10 protein-coding genes are annotated in these 11,995 nt (G+C 68.5%); 6 read left to right on the forward strand and 4 right to left on the reverse strand.

From position 1 onward, the window contains the following. The 3 genes from D7X55_RS25630 to D7X55_RS25640 form a co-directional block, all read left to right on the forward strand. The coding region (locus D7X55_RS25630; protein ID WP_199747139.1) for a methylenetetrahydrofolate reductase at positions 1-293 on the forward strand (293 nt) is incomplete at its 5' end. Further along, on the forward strand, positions 290-712 hold the full coding sequence (locus D7X55_RS25635) for a hypothetical protein (protein WP_120550938.1): 423 nt from the start codon (positions 290-292) through the stop codon (positions 710-712). The genes D7X55_RS25630 and D7X55_RS25635, both read left to right, overlap by 4 nt. After that, on the forward strand, positions 709-1,764 hold the full coding sequence (locus D7X55_RS25640) for a homoserine dehydrogenase (protein WP_121724458.1): 1,056 nt from the start codon (positions 709-711) through the stop codon (positions 1,762-1,764). The genes D7X55_RS25635 and D7X55_RS25640 overlap by 4 nt, the downstream gene beginning before the upstream one ends. 6 nt (positions 1,765-1,770) lie before the next feature. Here the strand turns inward: D7X55_RS25640 and D7X55_RS25645 are convergent, their stop codons facing one another. Then, positions 1,771-2,706 (reverse strand): ADP-ribosylglycohydrolase family protein, encoded by a 936-nt coding sequence (locus D7X55_RS25645; RefSeq protein WP_121724459.1) that lies wholly within the window; start codon positions 2,704-2,706, stop codon positions 1,771-1,773. 140 nt (positions 2,707-2,846) lie between these two features. Here D7X55_RS25645 and D7X55_RS25650 point away from each other — a divergent pair, with 140 nt between their 5' ends. Further along, positions 2,847-5,975 carry a choice-of-anchor D domain-containing protein gene (locus tag D7X55_RS25650; RefSeq protein ID WP_121724460.1) on the forward strand — a complete coding sequence of 1,043 codons (3,129 nt, stop codon included), beginning with the start codon at positions 2,847-2,849 and terminating at the stop codon, positions 5,973-5,975. 87 nt (positions 5,976-6,062) lie between these two features. Here the strand turns inward: D7X55_RS25650 and D7X55_RS25655 are convergent, their stop codons facing one another. Together D7X55_RS25655 and D7X55_RS25660 are read right to left on the reverse strand one after the other, a co-directional pair. After that, a complete protein-coding gene (locus D7X55_RS25655) occupies positions 6,063-7,601 on the reverse strand; it encodes an OmpA family protein (RefSeq protein ID WP_158626427.1) in 1,539 nt (512 codons plus the stop codon). A gap of 314 nt (positions 7,602-7,915) precedes the next feature. Continuing rightward, the gene (locus D7X55_RS25660) at positions 7,916-9,187 is read right to left on the reverse strand and encodes a hypothetical protein (RefSeq protein ID WP_147470207.1); all 1,272 of its coding nucleotides are present in this window, start codon (positions 9,185-9,187) and stop codon (positions 7,916-7,918) included. A 187-nt stretch (positions 9,188-9,374) separates the two neighbouring features. Between D7X55_RS25660 and D7X55_RS25665 the strand changes: the two genes are divergently transcribed. Beyond that, positions 9,375-10,520, forward strand: a complete 1,146-nt coding sequence (locus D7X55_RS25665) for a DUF4157 domain-containing protein (RefSeq protein WP_121724463.1) — start codon at positions 9,375-9,377, stop codon at positions 10,518-10,520. Positions 10,521-10,573: 53 nt separating this feature from the next. Here the strand turns inward: D7X55_RS25665 and folD are convergent, their stop codons facing one another. Further along, positions 10,574-11,425 (reverse strand): bifunctional methylenetetrahydrofolate dehydrogenase/methenyltetrahydrofolate cyclohydrolase FolD, encoded by an 852-nt coding sequence (folD, locus tag D7X55_RS25670; protein ID WP_121724464.1) that lies wholly within the window; start codon positions 11,423-11,425, stop codon positions 10,574-10,576. Between the two features lie 491 nt (positions 11,426-11,916). On the opposite strand from folD, the gene D7X55_RS44805 reads away from it, so the two are divergent. Further along, positions 11,917-11,995, forward strand: a 79-nt coding sequence (locus D7X55_RS44805) for a cytochrome P450 (RefSeq protein WP_233610060.1), incomplete at its 3' end; no start/stop codon positions are given.

The following is an 11,995-nucleotide window of genomic DNA, read 5'->3' on the forward strand; positions in this document are numbered from 1 at the left end:
CGCGGCGGGTGGGCATCAATGTCCCCATCGTCCCCGGCATCATGCCCATCACCAACTATGAGCAGGTCCAGCGCTTCACGCGCATGTGCGGCGCCACGGTGCCCATGCGTCTGGCGCTGCAGATGGAGCGCGTGAAGGATCAGCCGGACGCCGTCGTGCAGCTGGGCGTGGCGCACGCCACGGTGCAGTGCATGGAGCTGTTGTCGCGCGGCGTGCCGGGCATCCACTTCTACACGCTGAACAAGTCCCCCGCGACGCGGATGATCGTGGGCGCGCTGAAGGGGCGGTCATGAGCGGCCCGGGCCCGCAGCTGGCGCCGGAGGATCCGCGCTACAAGACCTTCCTCATCGTGCGCTTCCCGGCGTTCTTCCTGCTCATCGTGGGCGTGCTGCACGTCGTCTTCAGCCTGCTGGGCGCGAGCCTGGCGGCGTTCAAGGTCGCGTCGCCCTTCTCCACGCCGGGGCAGGCGCCGGTGGTGCTGGACTTCTCGCTGGGCTTCACGCTGGCCATCCTGGGCGGTGTCCTCTGCGGGCTGCTGGCCATCTGGGGCGCGCTGAACGCGATGAGCCTCAAGGGCTACGGCCTGGCGACGGTGGGCGCCATCTGCGCGATGTACACGCTGACGCCGGGCTGTTTCATCGGCGTGCCGGTGGCGGTGTGGATGCTCTTCACGCTGCGCCGCGATGGCGTGCGCGAGGCCTTCGCCCCATGAACCCGCGCGCCGTCCGCACGGTGCGCTTCCTGCTCACGGGCCTGGGCAACGTGGGCGTGCCGCTGCTGGAGATCCTCCAGTCGCGCGCGTCGCTCTTGATGGAGCGCTACCGGCTGGAGCTGTTGCCGGTGGGGCTGGCGGACTCGGGCGGCGCGGCGGTGGCGCCGCATGGGTTGGACATTGGAGAAGTGCTGGCGGTGAAGCGGGCGCGGCACTCGGTGGCGTCGCTGCCGGTGGTGGGGCGTCCGGGGATGAGCGGGCGCCAGCTGGTGCGCGACGTGAAGGCGGACCTCTTGCTGGAGGCCACGCCCACGAGCTTCAAGGACGGGCAGCCGGGCCTGGACATCACGCGGGACGCGCTGATGCGAGGCATGGCGGCGGTGCTCGCGAGCAAGGGGCCGCTGGTGCTGGGCTTCCAGGAGCTGGCGTCCTTGAGCGACCTGGAGTCGCCGGGCCGCCCTCCCCTGCGCTTCAGCGCCGCGGTGGGAGGGGCGATGCCGCTGGTGAACGTGGGCCGCCGGGACCTGGCGCTGGGGAAGATGGGCCGCTTCGAGGGCGTGCTCAACAGCACCAGCCACCTGCTGCTGTGCCGCATGGCCGAGGGCAAGTCCTACGAAGCCGCGCTGGCGGAGGCGCAGGCCCTTGGCATCGCGGAGGCGGATCCGACCCTCGACGTGGACGGCTGGGACACGACGGGCAAGCTGATCATCCTGGCCAATGCCGTAATGCGCGTGCGCACCACGCTGAAGGACGTGTCGGTGACGGGCATGCGCGGCGTGACGCGCGCGGAGCTGGACGCGGCGAAGGCGAAGGGCGGCCAGGTGCTGCTGCTGGCGCGCGGGGAGCCGCTGGGCGGCGAGCGCTGGGAGTGGAGCGTGCGCCCCACCGCCGTGGACGCGTCCCATCCCCTGGCCCGTTTGGGCGCGACGGAGCTGGGCGCGGTGTTCCGCAGCGACCTGCACGGCGTCCACACCCTCATCACCGGCGAGCAGGGTTCCCGTGGGACGAGCGCCGCGATGTTGAGGGATGTGCTCGAAATCTTCCCGGACTGAGGGTTTTCAGCCGAGCGACTTCATGAGCCGCTCCAGCAGCGGCTCCACCAGGTCCTGCCCGCGCAGCTGTGAGCGCCAGCGGTGCGGGATGCCCTCGAGGCCGAAGATGAGCCCCGCGATGCCGCCCGCCACGCAGGCCGTGGTGTCCGTGTCGTGGCCCAGCCGGATGGCGGATTTGACGACCTCTTCGTACGTCTTGCCGTTCGCCACGCAGGCCCGGGCGGAGCGCAGGCAGTCCACGACGTAGCCGCCACCCGTTCCCGGTGCCGGGTCGTCCGGGCGGATGTGGGCCTCCAATTCCTCCCGCTGGGGAAAGCCTTCCACGTACAGGTCGCGGAACGTGGCCACGGCTTCGGCCCAGGGGTCCGCCGCGCCTTGGAGGATGCGCCGGGCCCAGAGGCAATACAGCGCACAGCACACCTGGGCGCGCACGTGGCCATGTGTCACGCGCGACTGCGCCATGGCATCCGAGACGAGCGCCGCGTCCTTGCCCTGGTGCCACAGGGCCAATGGCAACACCCGCATCAGTGAGCCATTGCCGTTGTCCATGGTGCCATTGGGGCCAGCGAGCATCGCGGGCGTGCCGTCGCGCAGCCGTCGCAGGGCCGTACTGGTCTGGATGCCCACGTCGAACACGTCGCCGTCCACGGCGAGGTAGCCCCAGTCCTGCCAGTTCACCAGCCGCCGGCCCAGGTCCTCGCAGTCGAGCCGCTTCTGATACGTCAAGGAATCCAGCAGGCACAGCGCATGGGCGCCGTCATCCGACCAGGTGCCCGGGGGGACTCGGTCATGCGCGCGGTCGAACCCTGGCGGTGGGTCGTATTCGATGGCCTCGGGAGGAGGAATCGTCTCCGGCCGGTGGAACTCATAGGGGACGCCCAATGCGTCACCAATGAGCAACCCATACAGTCCTCCCGCGATGCGTTCAGCGCGTTGCACCATGTCCCCAACCTCCCAGGTCCGTGCCCGCGCACGATAGTGTCTCAAGTACACCATCCTTGTAAAGGCTGACGGCTCGCGCGGTGTTCACGGTTCATGCGAAGCTCTCGCGCCAATCCCCGCTCCCATGAGAGGCGCTCCAGATGCGTCGACTCCCCCTGCTGCTTGCTTTGGGTCTGTCTGTCCTGGCCGCCTGCTCCACCGTGGAGCCAGAGTCGGCCGAGCCGCCCGAGACGCCGACGGAAGCCTCGCGGACCCAATCGCTGGGCATGGAGGCGCAGTTCACCGTCGACGTGGCGTGGGATGGCGCGACGAAGTGCGGCGGCTGCGGCAACCCGTCCTATGCCTGCTCGGACAACACGGGGAACTGGAACGACGGGAAGAAGAGCTTCAAGGACCCCCTTCCTCCCGGCTGGGTGGTGAAGGAGGTCCGGGTTCAGTCCCTGGGCCGAGGCTACTGGGGCGGCCTCACGACGGTCCTGCTGAACGACCTGAAGGTGGGGACCTTCAACACGTTTCCCTCGCCCGGGTCCGAATGCGGCGTCTGCTCGATACAGGAGGTCGCCTCCAAGGCGCCTGATCAATCAGGGCTGCCCGGCTACCTCTACGGTGACAACAACACCCTCACGCTGAAGCCCGACCTGATCAACTGCTTTTCCGCCGCCCGGATCCAGCTGCTGGCGGGACGTCCGGTGCTCAAGTACGGACCGGGCAGTCTGTCCTTCGGCTCGGTCGCGCTGAACAGCTCCGCGTCCCGGAAGGTGACGCTGACCAATGATGGCGCCGCCCCCCTCGTCATTCGCACCATCAGCGTCCCCCGTCCCTTCACGCTGACGTCCGGGAGCCCTCCCTTCACGCTCAAGGTGGGCGCCAGCCTGGACTTGAACGTGACGTTCACCCCCACGCACGAACGCACCGACTCCGGGATCATGTCCATCCAGAGCAGCGACCCGGACCAGCCCAAGGTGACGATCCAGCTCGAGGGGACAGGCGGCCCCGCGAAGGTCCAGCTCACTCCGGCCGCGCTCGCGTTCGGCGCCGTGAAGGTGGGCACGACCCAGAGCCTCCCCCTTCAGGTGAAGAACCTTGGGAACCAGCCGCTCACGATCGCCTCGGTCCAGACCCAGCCCCCCTTCTCCGTCAGCGGTCTTCCCGTGGGCGGCACCACGTTGCCCGCGTCCGGCGGCGTCCTCACGCTCTCGGTGTCCTTCACGGCGACCGCCGGAGAGGTGCTCCAGTCGCTGCGCATCCAGGCCCAGGGGGCCATCACTCCGCTCGCGGAGGTCGCGTTGCATGGCACGGGCATCGAGCCCGCCATCGCCGTGGCCGCGACCGCGCTGGACTTCGGGGTGCATACCGCCGGCGTCCCTCCGGTCCGCAAGACGCTCACGGTGAGCAACACGGGCCAGGCGGACCTGGTCCTCACCGCCTTCGACGTGGAGGCGCCCTTCACGGTGGAGGCCGGCCTGCCGTTGACCCTCCCGGCCTGGGGACAGAAGGACCTGCCAGTGGTCTTCGCTCCCGGAGTGGAGCGGGCCACGAAGGACCTCATCCTGCGGAGCAACGACCCGAAGACTCCCGCGCTCAAGGTGTCCCTCACGGGCACCGGCGTGGAGGTCCCAGCGCTCCAGGTGACCGGGCCTGATGGCGGCATGGCGCTGGCGTTCGGCTCGCAGGAGGTCAGCTCCGTGAGCGTGCCCCAGACGCTGACGCTGAAGAACGTGGGCGCGGGGACGCTCGTGGTGGAGCCCGTCGAGCCGCCCACGGGCTTCGCCGTGACGCCCAAGCAGCGGCTCAGCCTGGCGCCCGGAGCCACGACGCAGCTCCAGGTGACCTTCGAACCTCCGCACACCGCCCAGTTCACGCAGGAGCTGCGGCTGAGCGCGGACGGTCCTGGAGGCTCGACCCAGGTCGTGCCACTCAGCGGTCTGGGGGTTGAGGGCAAGGTGACCGCCACTCCCGCCGCGCTGTCCTTCTCCCGCACGGAGGTGGGCCAGGGCAGCAAGGCGGTGCAGGTGACGATCGTCAACACGGGGACGGACACCCTCACCATCAGCACCCTCGCGGTGGCAGGGCCGTTCTCGGTGGTGCCCCCGAAGCTCCCCATGGAGCTCACGCCGCGCGACGCCTTCACGATGAACGTCACGTTCAACCCGCTCGAGAACGGCCTCGTGTCCGGCGCGCTCCGGCTGTTCTCGACCGCGCCGTCGTCGCCCACGGTGGTGAAGCTGGAGGGAGAGGGGCTTCAGGCCATCGCCCAGATGGCGAGCGACGTGATGGAGTTCGGAGGCCAGCGGGTGGGCGGTCTGAGCGCTCCACGGGAGCTCACCCTGTACAACACGGGGAGCGAGTCGCTGAACGTGGCCGCGGTGAACATGAGCGGTCCGTTCCTGATCTCCGGATTGAACGTGGGCACCAGCGTGCCGCCGCAAGGCAGCCGCACGTTCCAGGTCAACTACAAGCCCACGGTGGCCACCGCGGAGAACGGCGTGCTGGAGGTCCAGAGCAACGCGCCGCGCGCCGCCCAGGTGACGCTGCGGGGCACGGGGACCACGGCATCCATCGAGGCCTCCGTGACGGCGCTGACCTTCGGTGCCCAGTTCCTGGGCGCGGCCGAGCAGCGCCTCGTGGAGCTGCGCAACACCGGCACGAGTCCCATCACGATCACAGGGGTGGATCCGGTGGATGGGTTCTCCGTGTCGGGGCTGCCGCTGCCACATCAACTGGAGGCGGGAACGAGCCACGCGTTCTCCGTGGTGTTCGAGCCGCCACGGACGGGGGATTACGCCGGGTCGCTCGGCGTGCGGCACGATGCGTCCGCGACGCCGCTGATGGTGTCGGTGCAGGGGGCGGGTGTGGCGCAGGCGTTGACGGTGACGCCCGGGGCCATCGCATTCGGCAACCAGCGGGTGGAAGTCACCAGCCCGCCCGTGACGCTGGACCTCGTCAACACGGGCAACGTGCCCGTGACGGTGCAGGTGACGTCTTCCAGCGCGGTGTTCCAGGTGGACACGCGAGCACTGAGCGAAGCCATTCCGGCGGGAGGCCGGGCCTCGGTGCCGGTGTCCTTCCATCCGACGAGCGCGGGCGCGGTGCGCGGAGAGGTCCGCGTGGTGCCGAGCGGGGGCGGACTGGGACCGACGGTCGTCCCCGTGGAGGGCATTGGCGAGGCCGTCAGCGTGAAGGGCAGCGGCTGCAACGTGGGTGGGGCCGCCGGTGCCTGGATGCTGGCGGCGTGGCTGCTGGTCCTGCGCAGGCGACGGGCCCGTTAGGCCCCTGCCGGACCCGGTTCTCAAAAACCTGTCCGACAGTCGGACAGGTTTTGACGGCACGCCACCGGAGGGGCGTCCCCCATTGATTCAGGGGGCAGGAGGCACGGGGATGGAGCGGGCAGAAGTGGGCTCGCCCAGGATCAACAGCAGCTCCGCGCGGCGGTTCTCACCCCGGCCTGCTTGGGTCCCATTGGAGCCTGCGGGCCGGCGCGCACCGAGCCCCCGGGCTTCCAGCCGGTGCGCGGGGACGCCCTTGCGCACGAGGTAGTCCCGCACGGCCTCCGCGCGGGCCAGGGAAAGACGCTGGTTGGAGGTGGAGGAGCCTTCCGCGTCGGTGTGTCCTTCGATGACGACGCGCTCCACCTCCGGATGCTCCAGCAGCACCCGCGCCACCCGATCCAGCACGCGCGAGCGGCCCGGCAGTGTCGTCGCGCCGACCTCGAAGAAGACCTGACCATGGAGGACGAGGCGTTCACGGGTCAGGGTGACGAGCGGATCGTTCGCCTCCGGGCAGCCGCCGTGCTCGCGGGTCCCCTTCTCGTGGATGCAGGCGTCCAGCACGTCCACGACACCGTCGCCGTCCGTGTCTGTGTCGGTGACTGGCACGTCCTTGGTGGGCTCGGGAGGTGGAGGTTCGGAGGGCGTGGGTTCGGGCTCGAGCTGGGGTTCGACGGGAGCCCGTGGCAGGCCCTGGACGAGTTCGTAGACGATGTCCTCCGGGGGCGGAGGCGGTGCCTTGTCGAAGAGCAGGGCGAGCCCAGCGAGGACCCGGTAGCGGGGCGACCCAGGCTCGGTCCCCAGGCCCACTCCGCCCATGGCGAAGAACTCCCAGGGTCGCGCGGGTGCGTAGCGAAGGCCACCCATCAGTTCCCCACTGGTGCGCTGCTGCCGCCAGGAGTACGCGCCGAACGCGGACACCTCCGCGCGAAGTGCGTAGCCCACCGTGAGCCCCACACCGGCCCGAAGCTCGTTGCCCACGCCGTTGAGGCTGTCCACGCCAGAGTCCGTCGAGACGGCACGACGCAGGAGCACGCCCAGTTCCAGCGCCGGAGCCACGGGCCCCCAGCGCTTGCCCATCATGATCCGTCCCTGACCGCGGACACCCTGATCACGAGCCAGCGCACCCGAACCACCCACGGGCAGACGCACGTCCAGGTCGAGCGCCAGGTGGAACGCCTCGGGAGCGGAGGTCCCCAGCAATCCCAGCCGGGCCGCGATCCGTGGCGCGCCCAGCCCACTGCGCGACGGAGAGGCGATGGACAGCACGGTGCTCAGGTCCGCGCCGCTCTGGTGGATGACACCGGGAAGCTGGGCCTGAAGCTCCAGCCAGGGCAGCACGCCAACGGCCAGGGACAGCACGCCGGTGGTCCGGGACAGGACGAGCGGGTATTCGTCCGCCCCGTTCACGATGGACAGGGGGGCGCGTTGGTAGTGCGCCAGCACGGAGATGCGCAGCGCGCCAGGAGCCAGCAGTTCACCGTTTCCGAGCGCCACGGGCCCCAGGCCCGGGTTCGGGTCCAGGCGCTCCAGGGAGAACGTAGGCAGGGGCGTGGCGTCCTGGGCACGCGCGGGGGATGCGAGCAGCAGCAGTCCCAGCGCGGCCCCGCCCACTGCGCATCGGTGCAAGGCCGGACCCATGCGCGCATCTTCCGCCAGGTCCCGCCCGGGGCGAAGGGGAATGGCGGTTAGACTCGTCCGCAACGACACGGGGTGAGTGGATGCCCAAGAGCGACGAAGAGTTCCTGGCGCGGTTCCCTCCGGGAAGCCCAGAGGAGCAGTATTACGCAACCCTGCTGAGAGTCGTCCGGAGCATTCCCTTCCCGATGACCGAGGCCGCAGGCTTCGCGCTGTTGAGACTGCTGGATGTAGATTGGATGGTGAACAGCCCCAAACCCAACTCCAGCCCATGATCAGACCGGGGATGACACGCCCGGCTCGGGCTATTTTCGCGCTTCGCTCGCGGCCAGTGCATCCCATCGCTGCTCGACGAGATGAATGTCTTGTCGGGTCTCACGCGCTTCAATCCATTGGCCCTGGGATTGTGGGTTGGCGCGGAACTGCCGCAGCTCTTCCGTGGTCAGTGGGAGCAACACCCAAAGCTCTACACGGCGAGTGGGTTCCGGCTGCAGGTGGCCGAACGGCCAGAACATGACCGCGGGAATCCCCTGCATCGGTGAGGGCAGGACAAACCGGTCGAACGCACGGAAGGGCCGAGCAGCGTCGTGGGCGTGGAAGCTCTGACCTGCCCATGCGAGCACATTGCTTGCCCAGGCACCCAACCGCCCTGCGTGCACCACCAACTCGACGTGGGTGTTCTGGTCTTCTGGGCTTCCACCCGGCTGAGCCGCATCACTCACGCCGTTGGTCATCGCGTAGCACTCACCGCCGAGGAAGAAGTGCTCCTGCGCGACGTGGTGCTCGCCACGAGGGACATGGTAGTGGGAATGAGGTCCGATCAGCGCAGCCAGCGCGCGCTTGCGTCCCACGCACGCCCGGCTGCGAGCCGTCGCCTCGACCCCGGGCACGGGTTTCGTGGGCTGGAGCCAGAGCGCGCCAGAGAGCTCCGCCTCGACCCTGAACTCGCCGGTCGCCGACCCGAGCACAGTGCCCAGAGGCAACGGCCCCTTCGAAATCATCGCGTGCATGACCGCGTAGGCGGTTGACTCAAAGACTTCCTTTCGTGACGGGTCCATGGGCATCGCAATCTCAGGCAACCCGAAACCGCCAAGGCCCGAGCTCTCGATCCACCCGGAAGCACGAGCCAGGTGATACGACCAGAGGGGACCGGGGTTCAATTTCTCGGTGTAGCCTTTTGCATCATCAACGAAGGCGCCGATGGGGAAGGCCATGTAGCCGGCCAGGGGCTGAATCACGGCGGTCACCAGCGCGGCGAGCTTGCACACCATCGCGGTGAGCTGCAGATAGCGATCCGAGGTGAGGGATTCGCTCGCCCCCTTGAAGCCCAGCAAGGACAGGAGCTTCGGCGAAGTGTTCCGGCCAAGCCAGGCTTCGTGTGGCGCAAGGAACTCCACGCTCGTCGCACCAATGGGCGCCGTGCTCGACGCGTAGGTCCAATCCAACCGGTCTGGAACCTGCGTGGCAGCGACCCGGACAAGGAAGAAATCAGAGATGCGGAGGGCCTGGCCTTCGCGTTTCGGATGGAACTCAGCGAGTGCCGCGGCGACAGCGTCGAGCCCCACCTGCGGGTGCAAGGGGAGAACAGCCCAAGTCAGCAATTGGCCACTCATTGGAAGGTACCTGGCGGAGGCGAGGAGTGCTCGCGGCCAGATAGCAAGGCGCAATCGTTCCGCCAAGAGCCGCACCTGGGACGCCGGACGCGGCGCGCGCATGACGGTCCAGGGCCTCGCCCTGGAAATCCCGGTTTGATAGTCTTGAACAATGACTCTCGACTCGTGCGGTGAACAGGTGTGCTCCGGGCATCATCCATTCCCCTCGGCGATGAGGGAGTGCCTGGAGTCTTTCTTCGACGCGGACCTCTCGACGGTGAGCGTCTGCCAGACGCCTGCGGTGGCGGCACTCGGGGCCCTGGCGTTCACCGTCGGGGAGCGTCTCTTCTTCGCCCCCGGGCGCTACGACGTCCGCGGCCATGCGGGCATCGAGCTTCTGGGGCATGAGCTTGCCCATGTGCTGCAACAGCGCGCGGGACGCGTGCCCGAAGCCCGTGCGCGCCTGTCCCTGGTCCACGACCCGCGCCTCGAAGCGGAGGCGGACGCGTTTGGCCGGCGACTGGCGGACTGGTGGGCGGCGCACCCGAGCGTCCACGCCAGTTTCGACGCGGGGCTTCCAACCCCCATCCAGACGGTTCCGGGAAGGTCCCTGGTCCCGGCTGTCCTCCAGGCCCGGCTCCCGGGACCGGTCGCCTTCGAGTTGTTCATGTACTACGCCAAGGCCTACCCCGGCCGGGACGACCTCCAGGGGACCTGCCGCAATGAGCATCAACGGCTCGTGATGAGTCACGACACCTTGCAGAGTGCCATTGACGAGGTCCACCGCCTCGTCGGTCTCCCGACCAGTCAGGACATGCCCCCTCCGGGATGGACGCCGACGTTCAACGACGACAGCCCCCCTCCTCCTCCGAGCGGCCCCCCCAGCCTGCTCAGCATCATGCAAGAGGAGGAGAGGAAGGTGTCACAGAAGCCCAAGAACAAAGCGCCCAAGTCCATGGCCGAGCGTCTCAGCACCACGTCGTTGACGTTCACAGCCCCTCCGCCCCCGAAGCTCATCAAGGTCGACCGGGTCAAACCCATCCTGGATCGCGTCGCGCAGTGGGATCACAAGAGCCAGGTCAGTAAGGAAGTGAGCCTGACACCGTCGGAGGTCGATGACCTCATGCAGCGGGCGCGTCAAATCACCACGACCAGCGGCAACAATTACAAATACGAGGTCCTCGACAACGGGGGCACGGAAGACAAGTACGAATACAAGCGGGTCATCAAAATCATCAATTGGTATGGCGGTCAGATCACGACAGGAATGACCGGAGGGCTCAAGAAGCCCACCTATCACGTGATCATCAAGAAGTAGGCGCCGTCGGACCTCCCTCTCCCAGGATGGACAGGGAGGCCCGAACCGTCTGACTACTTCCCCGCGCGCTGTGCCGCTTCCAGCGTGTTCTTCATCAGCATCGCAATGGTCATCGGGCCCACGCCACCCGGCACCGGCGTGATGAACGACGCGCGCTCCGCCGCGGCGGCGAACTCCACGTCGCCCACCAGCTTGCCGTCCGCCTTGCGGTTCATGCCCACGTCAATCACCACCGCGCCGGGCTTGATCCACGCGCCCTTCACCAGCTCCGGCACGCCCACCGCCACCACCAGGATGTCCGCCTGGGCCACCTCCGACGGCAGGTCGCTCTTGCGGTGACACACCGTCACCGTCGCGTCCTTCTGCAGCAGCATCAGCGCCTGCGGCTTGCCCACGATGTTGCTGCGGCCCACCACCACCGCGCGCTTGCCCGCCGGATTGCAGCCCACCTCCTCCAACAGCCGCATCACGCCATAGGGCGTGCACGCGCGCGTCGCCGGGCGGCCCAACAGCAGGTTGCCCGCGTTCATCGGGTGGAAGCCGTCCGCGTCCTTCTCCGGCTTCACCGCCGCGATGATGGCGTCCGCGTCGATGTGCTTGGGCAACGGCAGCTGCACCAGGATTCCGTGCACGGCCGGGTCCTCGTTGAGCCTGTGCACCAACGCCAGCAGCTCGGCTTGGGTGATGTTCTCATCCGGGTGGTGCTCCCAGGAGTTGAAGCCCACCTCCTCGGCGGCCTTCTTCTTGCCCGTCACGTAGATCTTGGACGCCGGGTCCTCACCCACGCGCACCACGGCGAGCCCCGGGGTGATGCCGCGCTCCGCCTTCAGGCGCGACACCTCCTCCTTGATCTCCGCCCGCACGCGCGCCGCCACTGCCTTGCCGTCAATCAACTGAGCCGTCATGCGCCCCACCTTATGCAAGACTGGCCCGGCACAAGGGAGCGAAGCGAAGGCATGGGCGCGGGAAAAGTTCTCGGGGCGATGTTGGGTCTCATGGCCGGCCTCCTCGTCGGCGGGCCCTGGGCCATCGTGCTCGGCCTCATCGTCGGCACGGGCCTGGGCCACTACTTCGACGAACAGCACGCCGCGCCCCCGGACTTCCCCGAAATCTTCAGCGACTTCCCCGCCGCCTTCGAGCCGCCTCCTGAACACTCCTCCCTCACCCAGGGCCCGGGCGAGTTCCCCATCGTCCAGGCCCCCGACGAGGATCCGCTCGACCGGGACATCACCGCCCTGTTCGTGGACGTCGCCCGCGCCGACGGCGAGATGCGCCGCGAGGAGGTCCGCGAGGTCCGCCGCTACTTCGAGGAGGTCCTCCACGCCGACGCCCACACCGTCCAGGCCGTGCGCCCACGGCGGAGGACGTGCCCAGGCTTGGCTACACGAAGCAGGTGGTGGAGGAGACGATGCGGCTGTACCCCGCGGGGGTCATCTTCAGTCGCACCGTGCAGGAGGACGACGTCATTGGCGGCT

The sequence above is a fragment of the Corallococcus sp. AB049A genome, from assembly GCF_003668885.1.
Lineage (GTDB): Bacteria > Myxococcota > Myxococcia > Myxococcales > Myxococcaceae > Corallococcus > Corallococcus interemptor.